The organism is Aminobacterium mobile DSM 12262 (assembly GCF_000526395.1).
Taxonomy (GTDB): domain Bacteria; phylum Synergistota; class Synergistia; order Synergistales; family Aminobacteriaceae; genus Aminobacterium; species Aminobacterium mobile.
Genome location: NZ_JAFZ01000001.1, coordinates 905,121 through 926,872, shown reverse-complemented (window position 1 = coordinate 926,872; position 21,752 = coordinate 905,121). Strand labels below are relative to the sequence as shown.

The following is a 21,752-nucleotide window of genomic DNA, read 5'->3' as shown; positions in this document are numbered from 1 at the left end:
AGACCATAAAGAAAGGGACTCTCTTTTGCAAAGCTGTACAGCATCCTAAAAGCTGGGGGGAAATCCAGCGTTTGGTGGAGATGCACTTTAAGCAGAGTCCCTTCCTGTTTATTTATTATTGTTGCTATTATGATTGTTATTCTTTCTTTTTCTTTTCTTCTTACTGTCCTTATTTTCAAAAGAAGCCCCAGACCGAATATCCTGTTTTTTGCCCTTCGGAGAAAGTTCTTCCTTCGCAGAAGGTGTAGGTGGATCTTCTTCCAGTAATTCTTCAGGCCGTTCCGGCTGGCCTTGCCCTGATTGCTCCAATTGTTTTGGCGGCATAGACTGTTCCTGCCGGGCTGATTCTGGCAATTCTGGCTGCTTCGATTGAGATGGTTCTTCTGGCTGTTCTGGCTGTTCCTGCTGCTTCGATTGCTTCGCTTCTTCCCGCTGATCTGCCTGCCTTTTTTCAGCCTCAACCTTCTCTTCCTTCTGAGGCGAGCCGGAATCCACTACTATTTGTTCTTTTCGATCGTATGAAGAGATTAAGAACTCCCTCGACATAGACAGACATTTTACCGGACAAATTTCCGTACATTGAGCGCAAAAACAACAACGGTCAGTATGTATCTGTATTTTTTTCTCGTCTGGTAAAAACTCGGTGGCATTTGCCGGGCATACTCGCACACAAAGCCTGCACCCGATACAACGAGCTTTATCGTAGTCCAGCCGACCTCTAAAATACCCTTTCGGCTCTATTGGTGGATGGATGGAGACCTTCCCCGTCTCTACTTCTTTCATAGTTTCTGAAAGAGAATCTGGCATAGACGAGAGGGGGAAGGGGTTCGTAAAAATACGATCGACCCATTGCCGCAAAAGTTGTAAAGACATTCTGTTCAACATAAAATGGCTCCCTCCCCTAAAGCATCACGTCAATGGACACAAGAACCATTCCTGCCAAAGACAACCCCGCTACATTTATCCAATAAAATCGTGAAGCCTGCCATATTTTGAGCCGCCCGAAAGCTGTGCGAATAAAGGTGACTCCCAAAACCTGGACAACGAAAACCTTTACCCAGAAACACAGGAAATCCACAATGAAAAGGGTGGGACCAGAGAGATTCACAAGACGCCCCACAGACCATGGCAAGAACAGAGATACAATAATAGCCGACAATGCCAATGCTCTTAAAGCAAAGGTTATTTTGAGCAATGCCAAATTCGTTCCGGAATATTCAATAATAAGCCCTTCCAATATTTCAGTTTTCGCTTCCGGAATGTCCATGAAACCCTTGCCTGTTTCGCCAGGCACAACCAGTGTCAAGGCAACAAGCAGACAGAGGAGGCCCAGCAAGCCCATCTTCCCTACAATTCCCCACATGGGCACTCCTATAAACGTTTCCAAGCTAAATGGCTGACCAGGGACCCCATGTTTATACGCAACCCATGCCATGGTTGTCGCCACTACTGCCAAGGGAAGCTCGTAGCTCATCATGAGGATCATTTCGCGTTGAGCCCCTACGTTAGCTATAGGGTTTCCACTGGCGAAGCCGCCTACGGCCATGGCAACTCCCGAAAGACTGAGAAGATAGATAACGAGGATCATATCCCCTTCTGTTCCCAGGATAGGAGGCAGCGAACCTATAGGAATGTAAAGAAATATCAGTAACATAGTAGCCACGGCAAACCACGGTGCGCCGTTAAAAGCCCACTTCACCGCTCTGCGTGGAACGATGTTCTCTTTTCCCAGCAACTTCAAAATATCGTAAAAAGGCTGAAAGAGGGGCGGCCCCCAGCGACGTTGCATACGAGCATGAATCACTCGGTCTGCTCCATCAAATAAAATGGCTACCACCGAAACGAGCAACATGAGAGCCATGCCTGCTACAAGCTTCATAACAAAGTTGATAATCATGCCATCCTCAGCCTCCTCGTCTTATCTCTGCACATTTCCAAAAGCTGATTTTTCGAGTAGACCTGTCCCGCCTTATGACTACAACCAGTTACAAGGGTCCGTTCCATGCAGGAAATACAAGGATCGACACTATTGATAATGAGAGGAGCATCGGCTAATTCATTACCTCGGAACATGAGAGGCCATGAGACGGCATTAGCGTAGGTAGGAGCTCGAACTTTCCACCAAAAAACATGCTCATCTCCGCCTTTAAGGCGGATAACGTGGGTATCATCACCACGAGGAGCTTCGATGCAACTCCAGCCAATACCATCCGCCGCTTTCAAAATATTGAGGACTTTTACTAAGTTCTTCTCAAAAACAATATCTCCCTCAGGGAGTCCGTCAATAATTTTTTCTATAATGTCCAAAGATTGGTAGAGCTCCAGCACTCGAACAAGGAAACGATCAAAAACATCTCCATGAACTTCTCCAAAATAATCTTGAGGAACGATAGGCACCACATCTAGATCTGCGTATGCTTCGTAGGGGGCAGACCAACGAAGGTCACATCTGACACCACTGGCTCGAGCGGTAGGGCCTAGCGCACAGTAGCGCATAGCTTCTTCGTATGTAAGAACCCCCACATGTCTCATACGTGCCTTAGCCACAGGGTCTTCTGTTACTACATCGTAAAAAGCCCCAAGTTCATTGCGGTAGTATGCCACCATCTCCTTTATTACTTTTACCACGTCGGGCGTTATGTCCCAACGTACCCCCCCTACCGTCCCTACCCCATAGTTCACTCTATTTCCGGTGTAACACTCTAAAACATCCATGACCTTCTCTCTCAAAAGCATTCCTAAATGGAAGGCCGAGTCGAAACCTATGGAATAACAGGCCACTCCAGCCCATAATGTGTGGGAGTGGATTCTTTCAAGTTCAAGAACAAGAGAGCGAATATATTGAGCTCTTGGAGGAACTTGTATGTTCGCCGCGTCTTCCACCGCTCTAAGAAAAGCCGTTATATGGCTGAAAGAACAGATGCCACAAATCCTCTCAGCGAGATATATTACCTGAATGGGGTTTCGGTCTCTTGCCATATATTCAATGCCACGATGAATGGCCCCCGGCCGAACCCGGGCGTCTATAATTTTTTCTCCATCAAGATCAAGCCAGGCCGTGATCGGTTCTTTTAATCCCACATGCACTGGTCCGATAGGTACTTTATATGTATGGACTTTCTCCTTCGCCATGATTTATCCTCCTACGAGAGCTCACGAATATCTTCAGGCTGTGGTCCCGTTTCATCTCGACGCCACGGTTTAATAGATTCATCCCAATCTTCAGGTAAAAAGATCAAGGCCTTATTCTGAAGACCGTCGAAATCAACGCCGAGCATTTCTCGCATCTCCCGCTCGCTATATTCCACTCCAGGAATTTGGTTGTATAAAGATGGCATGGTGAGATCATTTTTAGGAACAGACACGCTCACTGTTACGCCGAGGCGTTTTCCACGGCCCGCACTGCGGAAAAGAGTGAAATGATAGTTCAAAGTGATGACATCACCATCATCGTTGCCAGAGATGATATGGAAATGCAGGAAGTCGAATGTAAAAAGAGTTTCAACAAGATCAAGGAACTTATCACGATCAATGGCAAGCCATAACTGCGAAAAAGAGAGGGCCTGATCTTTCCCTGCCCGATGTTCCCGCACATCTACAACCACACCGTCGCCGAAGTTTTTTCGAAGAGAGGCTACAACCTCTTCAGTTGTTATGCTATTTTGCACGTAATCATGAGGGATCTTCATGGTTTTTCCACACCTGCCTTCAGCAACTCTTCACGCTTCGCCTCAAGCTTTAAAACAGCTTTTGTCACACCTTCAATAATGGCTTCCGGGCGAGGCGGACATCCGTGAACATACACATCTACGGGAAGAACATTATCCACGGGGCCTTCAAGGTTATAGGATTTATAGAAAACGTCCCCTGACGCACCGCAGTTGCCCACCACTATAACCACTTTCGGGTCGGGCATCTGGTGATAAATTCGAAGCAAGCGATCTTTCATGTACTTTGTAACAGGACCAGTTACAAGCAAAACGTCGGCATGGCGCGGCGTTCCCACCAGCTTCATGCCGAAACGCTCTATATCGTAACGTGGACTAATGGTCGCCACTATCTCTATATCACAGCCATTACATGAACCTGAGTTGCAGGTCATAACCCACAGAGATTTAGGCAGTACTTCCAGATATTTATCCAGCCTCATTTTCCCGCCTCCTACACTATGAGGATCAACGCAGCAATCACAGCAGCTGTTATTACAAAGTACCCTACATAGTCTCTCATGTGACCACTGTGAATGTTCGTTAAAATCGAATAATAGGATTCAAGAGCTTTCCTAAATCCCCAATAGGCAGAACTTGCCGGTACCGTAATCTCAGATCCGTCTTCCGGAACTGGGTTCCCGGACCAATAAATCTCATCTTGTTCCGTTCCTTCTTTATAATCCCGCCTTCCAAGAGAGCGAAGCCAAAGGGCGAAGAAAGACGCGATTAAGAAGAAGATGAGCCAAGAGATCACGTCCCAGTATCCAAATCCTGAATAGACTTTACTCCACACTATAGCCCACCTCCCATAATAGCGCCTATATACCCGCTCTGATCCACCAAGGCTTTCGCTGCCGGTTCAACCAAGTTGGAGAGTACCCAGGACGGGAAGAGAGAAAGCCCAAGAATAACGATGGTCAAGAGAGCCATGCCCATAAGCATACTCGCAGGCACTTCAGAAACCGAAGCATAACATTTTTTCTCCGGTCCCAGGAAGGCAGTTTGAAAGACCTTAACAAAAGAAGCAAGAGTAAGGACAGACGTTACAAGAGCCGCTACGGCAAGGAAAGGATGGAGCGCAAATGTTGACTCGTAGATCAGCAACTTTGACACAAAACCGTTGAAGGGCGGTAGGCCCGAAATCGCTGCCGCCGCTATAACAAACATGAAGGTGGTATAGGGCATCCGCCTGGCCAAGCCCCCAAGTTTATCCAAATCTCGGGTTCCCGTAGCGTAATAAAGAGATCCGGCGGTAAGGAAGAGCAATCCTTTATACATTGTGTAGTTGAAGATGTGGTAGATGCCACCCTTCATTGCCATAAAACCGTAGTCTGCCATAGTCTGGGGATTGCCGAGAGATAATAAGCCCACACCGAGAGCCAGAAGCATGTACCCTACCTGGGAAATGGAATGATATCCCATAAGTCGCTTGACTTCGTGTTGTACCACAGCCATGGAGACCCCAAAGAACATGGACGCCATTCCGAGAACAATAATGACCCACGGTACAAAAGAGCTTCCCATGGTGGTTCCATAGAGGGTATAACAAACACGCATCAATCCATAGAGAGAGGCCTGGCTCACCGCCACTAAAAGGCACGTTACGCCTGCCGGAGCCTCCGCATATGCGTCTGGCATCCACATATGCATGGGGAAGGCACCACACTTCATGGCTAAGGCTACAACGAGAAAAGCCAGAACTAATTTTTCCACCACTCCAAGATGGAGCATACTAGCGATACCAGCCATATTAAGGGCATTGTAACGACCATAAAGAGAGCCTATGGCGATGAGAACCATCATAGCGGAAAGCTGGGATACTAACATATATTTAAAGCTGGCTTCCACTGATTCCGGACGGTCTCTCCAAAAAGCCACCAAGCCAAAGGATGCCACTGACGATATCTCCAAAAAGACAAAGAAGTTGAAGAGGTCGCCGGTAACCATCATCCCGAGCATTCCTGCTGTTTGAAGGAAATAAAGAGATGTAAAACGGCTCAGGCCAGAGAAGCGATCCATGAAATGGATCGAGTACATAGCCCCCGCAAAAGAGGCAATAGACCCGGCAAGGGCCATGAAGGCGCTGAAAGCATCTATCTCCAGAATAATTCTAACTGGGTAGGCCATTCCGGAAGGTAAGGCCAACGTAGCCGTCTCAGCACCCATGACGTATACCAGAACGCCATTAACCGTTACAGTCCTCCAAATCAGGAAAGCCACGATCATTGTGATAAACGAAATACTGACCATCCAAACGTTCCGCAGGGTCTTCCCGCCTAAAGAAAACAGAGGCGTTGCAAAGGCTCCAAGAAGGGGAATGGCCAGGATCATTGCTGGAAGGTGTTCTTGCCAACTCATCCTCGCAACCTCCGTATCTCGTCAATATTCAACGTCCCATAATGGCGATATAACAGCATGATCAAAGAGAGCATCAACGCCGTTGTCGCCAAGGCAATAACAATTGCTGTCAACGTAAGAGCCTGAGGTGTAGGAAGAACCATAACGCCCTCACCTGCTGCTAAAAACCTCACAGGAACTGTGCCACCAGTGCGGTATCCCAAAACTATAAGGAACATATTCGTTGCTGATTCAATAATGCTTATACCGATAGCAATTTTCACAAGGTTCTTCTCCGTCAGCACGGCTATCAGACCCATAAGGAAGAGAACTCCTACTATGAGGAATGGGGCATTACCGATCATGGCCGCTCTCCTCTCCTATCTCGTAGTTATCGAACAGGTGAATTCCTTTAAACATGTAGACGAGAATCAAGGAAAGCCCTCCTGTCACCTCTATACCTACAGCTATATCCATTAAGGCAATAGTTCCCGAAGGAGGGATAATGCCGTGTCCGCTCTTCGCAACTTCAGCAGCGGGAATCGCTACAAAGTTATAAAAGAAGGAGGCGGGCATTCCCATAAATCCCAACACTAAAAAACACAAGAGGCCGAAGCCAAGCATAGCATTGTAAACGCTCTCCTGAAGCCAGAGTTTAAGCGTATTCCAGCCATAAGCCACGAGTAAAAACGCAAGGAATGTGGCCACCACAGCTCCTCCCTGGAATCCGCCCCCAGGCGTTACATCACCATGTATGATAACGTACGCACCGAAGATCACCATAAACCAGGCGAATAAATCACATCCAGTCCGAACAACAACAGAGAGAGGCTTCATTTCTTTTTGCCCCCTTCCCTGAACAAGGCGGTAACTGAGCACACAGCTGTAAAAAGAACGGCTGCTTCTCCGATAGTATCAAAGCCTCGAAAATCGAAGACTATGGAGGTAACCACGTTCTCGGCCGATCGATCAACAAGAGCATGGTCAATAAAATAATTGTCCATAGCCACCTGTCCTGGATCACCGAAGGGATGGATGGAATCCAGGCCTCCCCAAACAAGCCCGCCGAGAATCAATGCCGCAACTATAAAAAGAGTTTTTTTCACCGGATGTCACCTCCGGTTTTGCTCCGCGCTTTTCCGCACCCTCTCAATGCAATGATATAAATTGCCGTATTCAGGCCGGCACCAATAGCCGCTTCGGCAATGGCCACATCTGGCGCATGCAGAAGATAAAACTCTACAGCCATGACCAGACTAAAAACGCCTAAAGAGATGACAGAAGAGAGAAGATCTCGAAACCATACGGCGAAAAAAGCGGATAAAGTGAGCAGTACAAGGACGGCAAGATGGAAAATCTCACTCACTGACAACACCACCTTTACGTTCTTCTTCTTCCGCAAGACGATCAACCACTGCCATTTTGGGGACAATTCCACTTCTGTGCGCAGCCCGGGCAATGGCATGGGCTCCTGTAGCATTCGTTATGAGCAGAACCATCACCGCCACTACGGCGTGGATGATCAAAACTGTAAACCGACTCCCCCCACCTTGGTGTATACGGAAAGCAGCATACGCTATAACGGCCAACGACGTAAAAATGCTTCCAAAGGTCGTGCACTTCGTCGCTCCATGAAGTCTCGTATATACATCTGGAAATCTATAGAGCGAAATAGCCCCTAGCGTATTAAAAAAAAGCCCGATAGTAATAAAAATTCCAACGAGGTATTTCTCCAGCACCCTACATCCCTCCTTCTATGAAACGGGCAATAAACATCGTTCCCACGAAGGAAAGAGCTGCATAAACGATGGCCACATCTATCATTACTACTGAATCGAAAACAGCTGACAGCAAGATCATAATGGCCACAACGAGAGTGTTCACCGTATCGAGGGCAACAGCTCTGTCTGGAATCGTCGGACCAGCGATAAGACGACCGAAAATAACAATAGCAAGAATTCCGAGCACCATAGCTCCCCACATTAATAGCTGGATACTCAATCCGCCAACCTCCTTGCCCACCGAGCGAAAGAACCGTACACTTGTTCCTCCTCTGGAGAAACATCCAATACATTAATCCAATGGATGTAATAAGCCCCATCATCATCTACATCCACCGTTAATGTTCCTGGAGTTAACGTTATGGAATCAGCCAGAATGGTTTTGGCCACGTCGCTCTTCAGCCCTGGGTTTAGTTTCACGATCCCGGGATGTATATCTCCTGTTATAACTCGAGTCGCCACGTCGATATTAGCCTTAATGAGCCCTATGGCAAAAGGAACTAAAAGATAATAAAGAAAGGTTAACCATTTTAGAGGATTCAGCGCTTTAAAACTGAGCGGCTTAGAAGGGCTCCACGTGTGAGACGCAAAAGCGAGGATCGTCGCCAGAATCGCACCAATCCCTATCTCAACTAAACTAATGCTTCCACCAGACCACACGAGCAGCAAATACATCAGAAAGGAAGCTATAAAAATAAACACCTATGACAACCCCCCTTTTACTTGATGGAGAACAGTTTTTTCCCTGTCTCAAGATTGATATATTTCGCGCATACATTATACTCCGTGAAACTTTTCTTTGTAAATAAAAGTTTATCCCATATATCCCCCTCATTCCTCGCCAACACTAGCATATAACAACGGACATGTAGGAGGAGCAGCTCAAGCTCAACACCATTTCCCTCACTTCTTACTATTACCTGCGTGGAACCGCACTCAAACACCTTACGTACTGGCATGTAACCCTTTATTATCAACACTAAACATGAGATAATGTATCAAGATTTTGTTTTTGAAACTTTAGTTCACTTATCCTATGTTTTTTCTTGTCAGTTTTACGTTGTGCCTACAAACTCAAAAGATGCGACTCGTATTTTTCGTTTAAAATAGATGAGGAGTGACATGTATGTCTTTATTAACTCGATATAAAGTTTTATTTGCTGATAGCGCACTGGTTCTCATTGCCCTCTTTTGGGGCGTTGGTTTTGTGGCAATGAAAGGTGCCTTAGACAGCTTCCCTCCATTTTACCTTCTCTCTGTGCGTTTCACAGCCTCTTTTTTCATTTTAGCCCTTCTTTTTCGCAAGAGACTTGAAACGCTCACAATAAAACAGATTCGTTCCGGCCTCCTCGTAGGCGTTTTTCTCTTCCTGGGGTTCGTGACTCAAACTATAGGGCTAGAGTATACTACAGCGGGAAAACAGGCTTTCATCACCTCTACCTATGTTGTTATGGTACCTTTTCTTTCATGGGCGATACGAAAAATCTTCCCCGGAACTCTAACTTTTGTTTCTTCGTTCATCTGTCTCGTAGGAATGGGACTCCTCTCACTTCAAGGAGATGGGGAGGCTCTTTTAAATCTTAACAGGGGAGACCTCCTTACCATAGCTTGTGCATTTTTCTTTGCCTGCCATATTCTGGCCATTGAATATTTTGCAGCCTCCATTGACCCTCTCGCTCTAACCGCCCTTCAAATCGGGACGACAGCCGTATTGAGTATCTTTTGCGCCCTCTTTTTCGAGACTTGGCCTGTAGCTGTAGCCCCAAGCGCTTGGGGAGACATTGCTTTCACTGTGCTTCTTTGTACTGTCTTCGCCCTATCTGTGCAAAACGCGGCTCAGCAATTTACCCCCTCGTCTCACGCTGCTATTTTACTGAGCCTTGAATCTGTTTTTGGAGCTCTTGCAGGCATTTTACTTTTGAACGAAACCTTTACAGCTCACATGACTGCCGGCTGTGTCCTTATTTTTATAGCCGTACTTCTCACTGAAGCGGCCCCTCTCATATTTCAACGTTTTATCGCTGCCTCAGGAAAGGAAACAGCGAAAAGCTAATGCTATTCTTTGCCAGCATGCACATCGTCGGACGACACGTCGTCTGAGGTTATGTGCTTCTTTTTAGGGGGCTCCGACGGTAGCTCGCCAAATATCTTAACTCTATCTGCCGGCATAGAGAATTTTATAGTCACTTTATTGCCCTGCACGCCTAGTTCCGCTTCCTCTACTTCTGCAGCAATGCCTGGGAGAACGTCAAACGTTTCTTGCATAGCATCTTTTGCCTCTCCCTCTATAGATTCTTTAAGTTCCTTCCCCTTCTTAATGACACTATCAGCTACAGGAATAGAAACCATGTTTTCCTTTGATGCCTCTTTGGGACGTATATAGTTTTTTAGCTCTCTCAACTCTTCTTCCCGTGTTTTTTGTCGAGGGAGCAACGGAGAATCTGACGGAGATACAATGGCGTTTTCTATATCTTCCAGCGAGGTGGGCGTCGGTGCTGATGGTGTAGGTAATGCAGGCGTTGCAGGAGCCACCTGAAGAGCATCGTGTTGGGTATTCGTTCCATTTTCGTCTAAACCCATCTCTAAAACAGGTGGCTTAACAGGATGCTGAGGAGGAGAAACAGGGGGGGCATCCTCAGAAAAAGATTCACCAACGTCCCCCTGAGTAGCCAGATACCATAAACTTCCACATAAAGAAATACTAAGCGCTCCTATGCATATCAACACAAAGCGATAGGTTTTTAAAGGCTTTCTCACGGTTTTCTGCGCCTCCTATCACCACGCCTCTGGCGGCGGACATTCTTAGCCCCTTTCGAAGATCGAGAGGACGTAACGGGAGTTTTAGGCTGTGCGTGATCTTCGGGAGGAACTAAACAATTTTTTCCCCACCCTATCAGGTCTTCCCGATGCGCGATCGCTAAGGCCTCGCGAACAAGTCGGTGATTTGATGGCTTCCGGTACTGCAAAAGGGCACGCTGCATTTTTCTTTCTTCATTTGTTCGGGGGACGTATACCTCTTCCCCCGTTAATGGGTCTATACCCGTGTAATACATACATGTAGAAAGGCTCCCGGGCGTCGGTATAAAATCCTGTACCTGTTCTGGCATAAAATCAAGATCTCGCACAAACTCGGCAAGTTCAATAGCCTCTTTCAAGCCCGCCCCTGGATGACTCGATATAAAGTACGGAACAAGGTACTGCTTCTTTCCCAACTTTTTGTTCATGGCCTCATATTGATTCATGAACTTTTTATAGACATTCCCGCTAGATTTTCTCATAAGACGAAGCACTGTATCTGATACATGTTCTGGCGCAACTTTCAGCTGCCCGCTAACGTGATACCGACAAAGCTCTTCCAAAAAGTTTCCTTTTTTATCCGCCAATAAATAATCGAAACGTATGCCCGACCGAATAAAGACTTTTTTCACTCGGGGAAGTGCTCGTATCTGACGCAGAAGATGGATATACCCCTCATGATCTGCCTTCATGTTTTTACACGGTTCAGGGGAAAGACACTGCTTATTTTTACATGTGCCCCGCTCCATCTGGCTCTGACATGATGGAGAGTTGAAATTTGCTGTAGGGCCGCCTACGTCATGGATATATCCTTTAAAATCCGGAAGAGTGGTCAATAATTTCGCCTCTCGCAAAATAGACTCCTCCGAGCGACTTTGTATCATTCTTCCTTGATGAGACGCTATAGCACAAAAAGCGCAGTCCCCAAAACAACCGCGATGAGTTGTGATACTGAACCGTACCTCCTGAATGGCAGGAACTCCCCCGTCTTTAGCGTACATAGGATGCCACGTGCGCATATAAGAAAGCTCATATACTTCGTCTAATTCTTGCGTCGTCATAGGTAACACCGGCGGATTCTGTACCACATAAAAGGTCTCGTGACGTTGAACGACAATCTTTCCGCGAATAGGATCTTGCTCCAGATATTGGATACGAAACGCATCGGCAAAAGCTTTTTTATCTCGAAACACATCCTCAAAGGATGGACACTCTTCATAATCCCAGAGCCGCTCAAGAGTACGAGTTTTATAGCATGTCCCGGCTATATCTTGTATTTCAGATACAGGCAATCCCTTTTCAAGGAGGGATGCTACCTGGATTATCTGCTTTTCACCCATGCCGTACACTAAAATATCTGCTTGACTATCGATCAGGATTGAGCGGCGAACAGTATCAGACCAATAATCATAATGGGCAAATCGCCGCAAACTTGCCTCGATACCCCCTATAACAATAGGAATATCACCCCAGAGCTCGCGGATGCGGTTGCAATATACGATTGTAGCCCGGTCCGGTCGGTATCCCCGTTTCCCGCCAGGAGAATAGCTATCTGTACTCCTGCTCTTTTTCGAGGCTGTCAGCTTATTGAGCATAGAGTCGAGGTTCCCTGCCGAAACCATAACGCCGAGGCGAGGACGGCCGAGACGCTCGAAATCTTTTACATTATGCCAATCTGGTTGAGGGATAATTCCTACACGATACCCCTCTCTCTCAAGAATCCTGGTTATAATGGCATGACCAAAGCTTGGATCATCTACGTATGCATCACCGCTGATGAAAAGGAAATCCAGTTCATCCCAACCCCGGGCCCGCATATCCTTCTTGGATACTGGCAAAAAAGTCTGAGTCAAAAAAGTTTCTCCTTTCAAACATAGAAACAAAAAAGTAGTAAGCGTATTCTACCACAGACTTTTCTCTACCTTGACATACGAGACAGGGTATACTAAACATCGTTTCTCTTAGGAATTTTTTCAAGAATCGCCCGTTCAATATTTTCTATTTCCTGCCGTTCCTCTGGAAGGATCGTCTGCATGATCTCTTTACGAAAAGCCATAGACAGTGTTGTTCGAGGCCGTTCCCGCTCACTTCTCGGCATTATCTCTCCCCCTGGAACTTCTCCCCAGGAAAACTTTTTACGGTTATAGTAAAGATCAAGGTCTACAAAACGCTTGCCAGCCTCTGTATATTCGAGACCCATTAAAGCCCGCTTTACAATTTTAGGTTCCCAAAAAGTCAGAATGCGGATACAGTAGACAGAAACGGGCATAAGGATGTGGGCGTAGTCTTTTCCCCATCCTTCCCCAATAATCATGCCTATTTCCAAAGCTTCAAGAGCCAATCTGAGCCGGCGGCTATGGAGCCAATATTGCAGGTCTGCATCGTAGAGACGAATTTCCATTACGTTCCAATCCCGGTATCCCAAACCTGCATTGAAATAGTGGAGAGCCCTATTATTCAATCTGCGGAAGAGTTCTTCAAAAGGCATATCTATATAAAGTATGTCTTCAAAAACATCCCCCTTCGTTAATGCAATGCTCTTTTTCAAGGATTTTTCTGTAAAACAGACAGGGACTCCACTATTCTCCGACACAAAAAGCAGTTCCGGCCCAATTTTCCCTAAACGTCCGCCAAAATCATTTTGTATCTCTTTAATGACAGTGCGATAGTCCCCAAAGACCCGAAAAAAGATGACTCGCGGGAGCCTCTCCACGCATTCGATCATTTCGGTAGCATTTTCGTTGATAATGCGCTCTAAGATTTTATCTGGGTGACTTGTCGTAACGAGGATGGTAGGAAGAGTTCTCGAGGTATCACGACTATTGCTTACATAAAGAGCCGTTTCTTCTTGCTTCACGAAAGCAACCGTCTCTTCAAAAGACATATTCTGCAAAGAAAGTATAGCGGTGCCAAAACGCTTCTGAAGCCACGTTATAATCCGATCTTTATCCCCTTTTAAGATCAGGACGGGAGCCCCTTTCCGAATGAGGTTAATCATAGAGCGCCCCCTCTTTCTCTAAAAATAATTCTGTGGAGATGGACTAATACTTCCACAAGATTTTCCCGCACTACAAAAGAAGCCACGTCGTCATAGAGAGTCGGTTCCTGATTAATAATAATAAGCGTCGCTTTATGTCGAACCGCCTCCACAGGGAACAGGTTGGCAGGCGACACGTTGAGAGACGAGCCGAGAACGATAAAGACATCGCTAGTGGCAGTAAGTTTCTGAGCTTCATTTAAAGGTTCTTCAGGCAAAGCTTCTCCAAAAAGGACAACGCTTGGGCGAAGAAACCCTCCACAAAGGGGGCACGATTTTTCGTGCAACAAAAGATCGGAAGAACCCTCATGAGAACACTTTCGGCACCTAGCTCGACGCAGACTTCCATGAAGCTCCGCTACCGCTTTCGAGCCGGCTTCCTGATGGAGGCCATCTACATTTTGCGTAATGACCGCCTTCAAAAGTCCTCTTTTCTCCCAGTCTGCCAGCACATAATGAGCACGATTAGGCGCCGCTTTCTTTAAAGCCTTGATTCTGCAACGATAAAAGTCGAGGAACGCTCCAGGATTGTTTTCCATTGCATGGACAGATGCAAGCGCCATTGGGTCGTACTGTGCCCAGAGCCCTTTGGAAGACCTGAAATCAGGAAGCCCCGACTCCGTACTCATTCCTGCCCCGGAGAAGGCCACAAGGGAACGCGCTGAGCTGATGGTATCAGCTAAATTCCCGTACATGTTTACTGACACCTCCCTAAAAACAAACAGCCCCTTCAGAAGTTAAAACCACTTTTTGCGCTTAAACCACATACCCATCCCACTTATAATAAGGCCCATAAGCAACCAAACAAATATGTATCCCCACTTCCAATCGAGTTCCGGCATATATTTAAAATTCATGCCATATACACCTACTATAAAGGTTAGGGGGATAAAAAGTGTGGAGATGACTGTTAAAACGCGCATCACTTCGTTCATTCGGTTGCTTAAAGAAGAGAGGTAGAGATCAAGCATACTGGCAATTGTTTCCCGAAATGTTTCCACCGTGTCTATAACTTGAATAACATGATCGTAAAGGTCTTCGAAATAGGCCAACGTTTCTGGTTGTATCAAACGATTGTCTGTTTTTCGCAGCGAATTGACCGCCTCTCTCAATGGCCATACGGCATGTCGCAACGTCAGAAGCTCTCTCTTCCTCAGATAGAGGTCGTGTATGGAATGGGCGTCAGGATTTTCGAGCAAAGCCTCTTCTATCTCCTCTATACTCTCCCCTATGCACTCCAGAATAACAAAATATCTATCGACAATAGCGTCCATAAGAGCGTAAAGGAGGTAATCTGCGCCAAGACGCCTAAACCGTCCAGCAGCACTGCGAATTCGCTCTCGGACAGGATCAAAAACATCTCCTGGCTCTTCCTGAAAAGATAGGATGAGGTTATTTCCCAGAATAAGGCTGACCTGCTCAACTCGTATTTTCAAAGAGACAGGGTCTATATCGAGCATTTTAAGGATGACATATACGAATGCGTCATGATCTTCGGCTTTAGGGCGCTGCTCCGTGTTTAGAATGTCTTCTAACACAAGATGGTGAATGGAAAACCTTTCGCCAATAGATTCCACAACTGGAATATCATGTATCCCCATTATATCGAGCCATACCTCTGTGTCTTCTACGACATTTTTATCAAATTCATCAAGGCTGGATAAAGATTTTTCTGTAAATATATTTTCGCTATACTGCATGAAACGCAACGACGTCTGTCTCGTTTTCTGCTCACCTACATGTACGAGGCTTCCTGGCGGAAGCCCTGTCTTTGCAGTTCTGGGGTTGTGTTTCCCTTTTACGGTCATAACCCTCCTCCTTAGCCTGAATATGGATTTGATCCTATCGAAAAACAACCAAGCCTATAAGGCCGAAAAGTACGAACATCAACGGGGGGCGGTCTTTAAAGAACTTCGTCTGAAAAAGCGCAAGGCCTACTGCGAAAAGAACGGCGCCTTTCCACTGAGATAAAGCGGTTTTCATAAGGGGAATAACGGCTAACGTCAAAAGAGCCCCTACTGCCGGCCGCAAAGAAGCCTTAAAATGTTCAACGCCCCGATCTGAGCTCTTCTTCATAATAAGAAGCACTATGAGCAATATTGTCAATGGCGCTAAAACCACAGAGAGAGTTGCAACAAAAGCTCCTATAATCCCTGCCTGCTGAACCCCCACGAAGGTCGCTGCATTAATAGCTATTGGACCTGGAGTAACCTGGGCTAACGCTAGAACCTGGCTAAACTCGCTAGGGGAAAGCCAGCCATAATTGACCACAAGCTCGTGTTCGATAAGGGGGATAGTAGAGATCCCTCCGCCAAAAGCCCCCACTCCAATGCGAGCAAAGGCTAAAGCCAATAACAGAAGCTTCATTATGCCTTCCCCTCCTTCCTAAACCATTGGACAACCACTCCTGCGGCAATGGCAAAGAGAGGGTGAACATGGAGGTACGTAATGAGAAGGATAACGAGAGCATATGGAAGTAAATTTACTATATCGGGGAAAATTATATTTTTTAACTGGCGCGCCACCACATTAAAAATCAGAGCGGCCACGGCACAGATAACTCCAAGGAAAAAAGCTTTTAGAGCCGGGGAATGCTGATGGGCAAGAACGAAATTAGAGAGCAGAAGAATTACAGTAAAAGGGGGGACCAACACTCCTAGAATCGCCATTACAGCCCCTGAAATTCCACAATAATGTTTCCCTATAAGGAAAGAGGAGGAAACAGCGATAGGTCCAGGCATGGCGGCAGAAAGGCTAACAATGTCGAGCAAGGTTTTTTCGTCCATATCCCCTCGTTTCCGTATTTCCGTTTCAGCCATTCCCAAGATTACAACTCCGCCCCCAAAGGTGACTGAGCTTATTTTGAAAAACATTTTAAAGAGTTGCCAGGGCGTCATAATACGTCAGCTCCTTCTAAAGATGACTCCTATCGTTCATGATGCTTTCCATGTCTATTGTATTATCTTCAAACAAAAGGTTTTCATACCCTAGTTCGGGGACGTTCACCTTCAAGTGCCACTCGAACCAAGCCGCCACAATGCGACGGTGACAAAACTCGCCAGGTTTTTCCCAGCATAAAAGGATAGCTTCAGCACCTATTTCATTGTAGACGGTCCATGGATCAAGTGCGTAAAGCACTTCCTTAAAATAGCTTCGCGCGCAAAGAAGGGGTGATAGCGCATTTTTTTTGCAATAGAGGAGTAAATCCCAAGAGGGGGCCAATGGTGAGTAGATTCTTCCATGAAACCATTTGGGAACTCCGCGACAAATCGCCACTGCATGAGGATTCGCAATAATATTTTTATGAGCAAAATAAGACGTCTTCATTTTTCTTTACCCTCGGCAGAGATATTATTACATCCTCTCGTTAATATACAAAGCAATTTTACATAATAGTATTAACTTTTGCAGCTGAGGAAAGGTAACGGTATCTCTGACAACGGGAAAAGGCTTGTTATTTTAGGAAGATCCAACGCCTGTTGGGCTGGAGTAAAAAATGGACGCCAATAAAAAGATCTTAAGGCTCCGCTTCGATCTTCCACGACGGCAGAACAACTTTCAAGCCAATCTCCCGTGTTGCAGTATAAAATGTCTTTGATCCGCCTCATGGCAGGATAATGAATATGCCCGCAAATAATGCCATCTAACCCTCGCAGCTCTGCTGCTCTCAAAACTTTGTTCTCGTAGCCGCTCATACGTTTCACTATGGATTTCACTCCCCGTTTGAGGCATCGAGAAAATGACCAGCGAGGTCTTTTCCCTGCAAAAGAAAAGAGTCCGCTAATCCCTTCGTTAAACCATAACGTCGCTTCATATGCGACATTTCCCGCTCTGGCAAGCCAATGAGTATGACTGGACACGCCATCATATTCATCTCCATGCACAACCAAATATTTCCGACCATCAGCAGCAATATGCACAACCTCTCTGCGTATGTGTATTCCGCCCAAAGTTGTTCCTTCATATTGGTCAAGGAAATCGTCATGATTGCCGGGAATATAGATGATCTCCATCTTTTCTGACAACTTTAAAAGCAGCTGAAGGATGTAATAAGCCGAGCGACTCTTCAGAGCGTCGTGTTTAAATTTCCATCCATCGAGAATGTCCCCCACTAAATAGAGACGTTCACAAATAATAGAAGAAAGGAAAGAGGCCAATTCTTCAACTTTGCTCCATCTGCTTCCCAAATGTGCGTCTGAAATAAAAACAGAGCGGTATTCCATAATGTCTCATCTTCTCCTTTTCGTCCGGAATAAAAAGGCAAGCTCATCCCTCTTCTAAAGCCTCGCTTCCGAGAAAACTTCTTATGAAGCATCACACTCCGAGAGACCTACTTATGAGGCTTCGCTCCGAGAAATCTCCTTATGCGGCCTCACTTCGAGAGACAATATATATGCCAAGCAAAATTAACGCTCCTCCGCTATAAACAGCCTTTCCCACTGCCTCTTCCCAAATCAGCCACGCCAGGAAAGAGCTGACCACCGGCTCTCCAAGAAGAGCTACAGACACGGCACCAGGATTGACATACCGAAGAGCCCAATTATAACTGCTATGCCCAAGTATTTGGGGGATCAGAGCCATTCCCCAGAAAGCGCCCCATACAGAGAGGTCAAAACCCCGTACCGGCACCCCTTTCACACATATAACACTCCAGAGACAGAGGGCAGCTATGCCATAACAAAGAGAGGTGTAGGTAAGCAACGAGATTTTTCGTCGTGCTATCCGGCCACACAGAAAATAGCATGTAGCCGTCCACGCCCCCAGAAGAGCTAAAAAGTCGCCCCATAGGGCCTGTTCGCCGAGGGAAAAATCCCCCAAACTGATAATCACTCCCCCTGCAAAAGCAATTGCTATGCCTATCTTTGTCTTTTTGCGCACTAAATCTTTTGTCACTATAGGAGAGAGTATAGCTGTCCAGACAGGAATTGTATCTACAATAACAACAGAGCTAGCTACTGAAGTATAAAACAGCGATGATATCCAAAATGCAAAGTGCAGCGCTAAAAATATTCCTGCCAAACAAAGAGCCCACCACTCCCTTGGTTGTAAAAGGGAGATTTCTTTTTTACAACGTAGCCCGGCCAGAGGACAGAGGATAAGGGAGGCCAACCCCACTCGGTATGCTGCGATGACAAGAGGGTGGACGCCATCTGCTAGCCTGGCAAAAATGGCTCCTGTAGATATGGCGGCTATTCCCAACGTTAAGACAATAAAAGGTGGAATGAATGGTTTTTCATTTTTTAAATGTATTGTCATAATACCCTCTTTGTGATTTGATATTAAGTACAGCCTATCACGATAAAAAGAATAGAAAAAGAGCTTTTTCAAAAAAGAGAGTAAATTTTACGATTTAGGTAGTTTTTACTTCCCTAAAACGAGAAAGAGTGGCATAGTATGGATATTTTGCAGAACAAGGTTGTGGAGGTGAGTTAAAGAGTGCTCTATTCCAAGTATCCTCCGGATCTGGTACGAGAAGCTCTCAATTTCAGCTCGCATATGGAACACCTGTTACGGTTAGATATTTTCGATTCAATAATTCACGATCCAACAGTATGGCTCCCTTCTTTTAGCCAAGAAGTAAAAATCCCCTCTATAGCTCATGTCAATGATCGCTTCATTGATTGGAAAGATTTTATAGTATCCCTCTATAAAAGCGCACTTTTAGCAGCAGAACAGAATAACGAAACTGGAGAAAATATAGCTCAGAGATGGCACCAAATTCTTTCTGCTATGGGGGAGGCTGCTTTGCCCTATCTATACGACACCCTTCCAGAACGGCAGTTTATGAAAATAGTACAAATGGAGGTAGTGACATCTAGTATTGCAAGCGCTGCTCCCCACCTGCCATGGGAACTTCTTCCCGGCTGGAGATGGGGACATTATGCAAGTATGTACATCGATATTCCTGAAAAGCATGGGGAGTTTTGGAGCATTCGAGAGGTGAAAACTGGATGGACTACCGCCCACATGGCATCTTTTCATGGCCGAGCCTTTACATCAGAAGCTCTTTTAACAACAAGGACAGAAAGTATTCCTTATGGATTAACCCTTGATACCACTCATAAGAAAGATCGGAACTGCACAATGGAAGATCTCTCTGTCGCTTCGGTATACTACTTGTCTGGCCACGTCTTTCCACAGATCCATAGCTATTTTAAGGCTCCCTTCGATAGCGAAAAAGAAACTCTAATAGAGGGCATTATCGGGAAAGGGACCAAACATCAGGATCCATCGTGGCTCAGTGGAACGCTGCGAAATTTATATCTTCTTTACGGAAAAGTTCCGTTGGAGAGGATTGGGCGCCTTGCCGCACTCCTCTTCAGAAGACTCCAGAATATTCTTTATCCAGAGCAGATCCTTCGATATACTGTTTCAGAAATGTCCCAGTTGTTCTTTCTTCATGCTGGGAGAAATGCAGCGGAAAAAGTTCTCTCTGTTTTTGAAGGGATGGTTCCCGAATCTCCATATTGGCTTATTCCCTCGTAGAAAAAACAGGGACGTTTTCTGCGTTGACATGTTGTCAGGTAAGCCATTCTCAGCGAGCTGGTGTCTGTCGCGTCGGCACATTGCCAGGGATGCCGTCTACGTCGAGGGGTTGTGGACAAAGAAATCTTTTATTTCGGCAATCAGATTTTTCTTGCGTTTCCTCGAGCCTCTGCTAGGATTATGATTGTTTTACACACATGAACAGAAAATAAAAATGCGGAAGCAGGGGTAATTTTATTATGCGCATTGTCATCGTCGGAGCAGGAGAAGTTGGCTACCACGTAGCAAAAAGTCTTTCAGCTGAAGGACACGATATTACCGTCATTGAAGAGGATGAAGAACGGGCACAAAAGGTAGACAACGAACTAGACGTTATTGCTATTCGTGGAAATGGATCTCGCCCATCAGTTCTTGCCGAGGCCGAAGTTGTCCCTGGGTGTTCAGTCGATATACTTGTCGCGTGTACGAACCGTGACGAAGTCAATATTATGGCGTGCTGGATTGCAAAAAGGGCCGGCGTTAAGCGAGTGATCTCAAGGGCTCGGGGCCTTGAATACACCGACAGCCCTGATTGGGCTCGAAGCCTGGGCATAGACGTAATGAGCTCTCCGGAAAGATCTGTAGCCCGCCAGATTATAGAGTTACTAACCGTCAGTTCTGCTATGGATGCAGCAGAACTATTTGAAGGGGTAGCAGGTATTTATGCCTTTCGCATAGCCCATGATTCCCCCCTCATTGGCGTGTCCCTAAAGGATCTCCGTTTTCATTACCCTCAAATAACCGCCATCATCGTATATGTGCAGCGAAACGGCGGTGGCTTTGTCCCTTACGGAGACAATATTTTGGAAGAAGGGGACCTCTGTTTTATAGCCACCCGCAAAGATCAAATATGGCGGTTGGAGGAAATGATTCAAGGGGAAAAGAGTACCCCTCTTCATCGAGTTATTATTATAGGCGGAGGGAAACTGGGCTATCAAGTTGCCCGCCGTCTGGAAAAACAGTATAAACATCTGGATATCCGCCTTATCGACCATAACAGAGAGAAATGCGAACGAATCGCTTCAGAGCTGGAGAAAACGCTGGTTCTTTGCGGAGACGGCGCAGATGAGATGTTGTTGCGTCAAGAGGGAATAGAGGGAGCTGATGGCTTAGTTGCCGCTACGGAAAGCGATGAAGCCAATATTCTCTTTGGTGTGGTAGGAAAAGCTCTTGGCGCCAAAAAGACTATCGCCGTTGTACGCAGACAGATGTACATGCGTCTGGACAACTATATTTCCGTAGATGCTATGGTCAATCCCAACCAGGCGTTAGCTTCAGTTATTATGAGCAACGTTCGCTACCCATCAGGGATGGGAACACTCTCTCTTCTCGAAAAGATAGACGCTGAAATGTTCGAAGCCATTATTCCCGAAACAAGTCCCGTTGTTGGTCTATCCATGGCGGAATTGGGGCTTCCCAAAGGGATTCTAGTAGCTCTTATCCAGCGTGAAAATGAAGTGTTCGTCCCCAAAGGAGAAACAACCCTCCAGGGAAATGATCTGGTAACTCTTTTTGCCTCATCTGAACTTATGCCCATAGCTGTGGAAAAACTTGGAGTGAAATAAG

Annotated in this window: 27 protein-coding genes; 3 read left to right on the top strand and 24 right to left on the bottom strand. The window is 46.1% G+C overall.

All coding sequences use genetic code 11. The annotated features are described in order from the left end of the window. Positions 1–108: 108 nt before the first annotated feature. From K360_RS11195 to K360_RS0104390, 14 genes are read right to left on the bottom strand one after another with little or no spacing between them, the layout of a single operon-like run. Entirely contained in the window at positions 109–885 is a 777-nt protein-coding gene (locus K360_RS11195; protein WP_024821986.1) for a 4Fe-4S binding protein, read from the bottom strand. A gap of 16 nt (positions 886–901) precedes the next feature. Then, positions 902–1,897, bottom strand: coding sequence for a respiratory chain complex I subunit 1 family protein (locus tag K360_RS0104450; RefSeq protein WP_024821985.1), 996 nt, complete (start codon positions 1,895–1,897; stop codon positions 902–904). Next, complete coding sequence (locus tag K360_RS0104445; protein ID WP_024821984.1) at positions 1,894–3,132, bottom strand: hydrogenase large subunit; 1,239 nt, start codon at positions 3,130–3,132, stop codon at positions 1,894–1,896. The genes K360_RS0104450 and K360_RS0104445 overlap by 4 nt, the downstream gene beginning before the upstream one ends. Before the next feature lie 11 nt (positions 3,133–3,143). Next, positions 3,144–3,689: an NADH-quinone oxidoreductase subunit C gene (locus tag K360_RS0104440; protein ID WP_024821983.1), complete on the bottom strand. Its 546-nt coding sequence runs from the start codon at positions 3,687–3,689 to the stop codon at positions 3,144–3,146. Beyond that, positions 3,686–4,150 (bottom strand): NADH-quinone oxidoreductase subunit B family protein, encoded by a 465-nt coding sequence (locus K360_RS0104435; protein WP_024821982.1) that lies wholly within the window; start codon positions 4,148–4,150, stop codon positions 3,686–3,688. The genes K360_RS0104440 and K360_RS0104435 overlap by 4 nt, the downstream gene beginning before the upstream one ends. An 11-nt stretch (positions 4,151–4,161) precedes the next feature. Next, a complete protein-coding gene (gene mbhI, locus K360_RS0104430) occupies positions 4,162–4,503 on the bottom strand; it encodes a membrane-bound hydrogenase complex subunit MbhI (RefSeq protein WP_024821981.1) in 342 nt (113 codons plus the stop codon). Next, positions 4,503–6,068: a proton-conducting transporter transmembrane domain-containing protein gene (locus tag K360_RS0104425; RefSeq protein ID WP_024821980.1), complete on the bottom strand. Its 1,566-nt coding sequence runs from the start codon at positions 6,066–6,068 to the stop codon at positions 4,503–4,505. Before K360_RS0104425 ends, mbhI begins: the two co-directional genes overlap by 1 nt. After that, the gene (locus K360_RS0104420) at positions 6,065–6,412 is read right to left on the bottom strand and encodes a sodium:proton antiporter (protein ID WP_024821979.1); all 348 of its coding nucleotides are present in this window, start codon (positions 6,410–6,412) and stop codon (positions 6,065–6,067) included. Before K360_RS0104420 ends, K360_RS0104425 begins: the two co-directional genes overlap by 4 nt. Beyond that, the gene (locus tag K360_RS0104415; RefSeq protein ID WP_024821978.1) at positions 6,402–6,884 is read right to left on the bottom strand and encodes an MnhB domain-containing protein; all 483 of its coding nucleotides are present in this window, start codon (positions 6,882–6,884) and stop codon (positions 6,402–6,404) included. The genes K360_RS0104420 and K360_RS0104415 overlap by 11 nt, the downstream gene beginning before the upstream one ends. Then, entirely contained in the window at positions 6,881–7,153 is a 273-nt protein-coding gene (gene mbhE / locus K360_RS0104410; RefSeq protein WP_024821977.1) for a hydrogen gas-evolving membrane-bound hydrogenase subunit E, read from the bottom strand. Before mbhE ends, K360_RS0104415 begins: the two co-directional genes overlap by 4 nt. Beyond that, a complete protein-coding gene (locus K360_RS0104405; RefSeq protein WP_024821976.1) occupies positions 7,150–7,413 on the bottom strand; it encodes a Na(+)/H(+) antiporter subunit B in 264 nt (87 codons plus the stop codon). Before K360_RS0104405 ends, mbhE begins: the two co-directional genes overlap by 4 nt. Beyond that, complete coding sequence (gene mnhG, locus K360_RS0104400; RefSeq protein ID WP_024821975.1) at positions 7,406–7,786, bottom strand: monovalent cation/H(+) antiporter subunit G; 381 nt, start codon at positions 7,784–7,786, stop codon at positions 7,406–7,408. The genes K360_RS0104405 and mnhG overlap by 8 nt, the downstream gene beginning before the upstream one ends. Position 7,787: 1 nt before the next feature. Further along, on the bottom strand, positions 7,788–8,030 hold the full coding sequence (locus tag K360_RS0104395; RefSeq protein WP_034326581.1) for a monovalent cation/H+ antiporter complex subunit F: 243 nt from the start codon (positions 8,028–8,030) through the stop codon (positions 7,788–7,790). A 14-nt stretch (positions 8,031–8,044) separates the two neighbouring features. Further along, entirely contained in the window at positions 8,045–8,530 is a 486-nt protein-coding gene (locus tag K360_RS0104390) for a Na+/H+ antiporter subunit E (RefSeq protein WP_024821973.1), read from the bottom strand. 424 nt (positions 8,531–8,954) lie between these two features. Here K360_RS0104390 and K360_RS0104380 point away from each other — a divergent pair, with 424 nt between their 5' ends. After that, positions 8,955–9,881, top strand: coding sequence for a DMT family transporter (locus K360_RS0104380; RefSeq protein ID WP_024821971.1), 927 nt, complete (start codon positions 8,955–8,957; stop codon positions 9,879–9,881). Between the two features lie 2 nt (positions 9,882–9,883). Here the strand turns inward: K360_RS0104380 and K360_RS0104375 are convergent, their stop codons facing one another. The 10 genes from K360_RS0104375 to K360_RS0104330 all read right to left on the bottom strand — a co-directional run bounded on the left by K360_RS0104375 (position 9,884) and on the right by K360_RS0104330 (position 18,917). Then, on the bottom strand, positions 9,884–10,585 hold the full coding sequence (locus K360_RS0104375) for a hypothetical protein (RefSeq protein ID WP_024821970.1): 702 nt from the start codon (positions 10,583–10,585) through the stop codon (positions 9,884–9,886). Further along, on the bottom strand, positions 10,582–12,477 hold the full coding sequence (locus tag K360_RS0104370) for a YgiQ family radical SAM protein (RefSeq protein ID WP_024821969.1): 1,896 nt from the start codon (positions 12,475–12,477) through the stop codon (positions 10,582–10,584). Before K360_RS0104370 ends, K360_RS0104375 begins: the two co-directional genes overlap by 4 nt. A gap of 92 nt (positions 12,478–12,569) precedes the next feature. After that, positions 12,570–13,622: a hypothetical protein gene (locus K360_RS0104365; RefSeq protein WP_024821968.1), complete on the bottom strand. Its 1,053-nt coding sequence runs from the start codon at positions 13,620–13,622 to the stop codon at positions 12,570–12,572. Continuing rightward, on the bottom strand, positions 13,619–14,356 hold the full coding sequence (locus tag K360_RS0104360; RefSeq protein WP_024821967.1) for an SIR2 family NAD-dependent protein deacylase: 738 nt from the start codon (positions 14,354–14,356) through the stop codon (positions 13,619–13,621). Before K360_RS0104360 ends, K360_RS0104365 begins: the two co-directional genes overlap by 4 nt. A gap of 42 nt (positions 14,357–14,398) precedes the next feature. Beyond that, positions 14,399–15,469, bottom strand: a complete 1,071-nt coding sequence (corA, locus tag K360_RS0104355; RefSeq protein ID WP_024821966.1) for a magnesium/cobalt transporter CorA — start codon at positions 15,467–15,469, stop codon at positions 14,399–14,401. Positions 15,470–15,503: 34 nt separating this feature from the next. Beyond that, on the bottom strand, positions 15,504–16,028 hold the full coding sequence (locus K360_RS0104350) for a chromate transporter (RefSeq protein WP_034326260.1): 525 nt from the start codon (positions 16,026–16,028) through the stop codon (positions 15,504–15,506). Next, positions 16,028–16,558, bottom strand: a complete 531-nt coding sequence (locus tag K360_RS0104345; protein WP_024821964.1) for a chromate transporter — start codon at positions 16,556–16,558, stop codon at positions 16,028–16,030. Before K360_RS0104345 ends, K360_RS0104350 begins: the two co-directional genes overlap by 1 nt. Positions 16,559–16,574: 16 nt before the next feature. Continuing rightward, on the bottom strand, positions 16,575–16,988 hold the full coding sequence (locus K360_RS10510; RefSeq protein WP_034326259.1) for a hypothetical protein: 414 nt from the start codon (positions 16,986–16,988) through the stop codon (positions 16,575–16,577). 71 nt (positions 16,989–17,059) lie between these two features. Continuing rightward, positions 17,060–17,884, bottom strand: coding sequence for a UDP-2,3-diacylglucosamine diphosphatase (locus K360_RS0104335; protein WP_024821962.1), 825 nt, complete (start codon positions 17,882–17,884; stop codon positions 17,060–17,062). Between the two features lie 139 nt (positions 17,885–18,023). Next, on the bottom strand, positions 18,024–18,917 hold the full coding sequence (locus tag K360_RS0104330; protein ID WP_024821961.1) for a DMT family transporter: 894 nt from the start codon (positions 18,915–18,917) through the stop codon (positions 18,024–18,026). A 180-nt stretch (positions 18,918–19,097) separates the two neighbouring features. Here K360_RS0104330 and K360_RS0104325 point away from each other — a divergent pair, with 180 nt between their 5' ends. Further along, complete coding sequence (locus tag K360_RS0104325) at positions 19,098–20,147, top strand: hypothetical protein (protein WP_024821960.1); 1,050 nt, start codon at positions 19,098–19,100, stop codon at positions 20,145–20,147. A gap of 239 nt (positions 20,148–20,386) precedes the next feature. Continuing rightward, entirely contained in the window at positions 20,387–21,751 is a 1,365-nt protein-coding gene (gene trkA / locus K360_RS0104320; RefSeq protein WP_024821959.1) for a Trk system potassium transporter TrkA, read from the top strand. The last annotated feature ends 1 nt before the right edge of the window (position 21,752 follow it).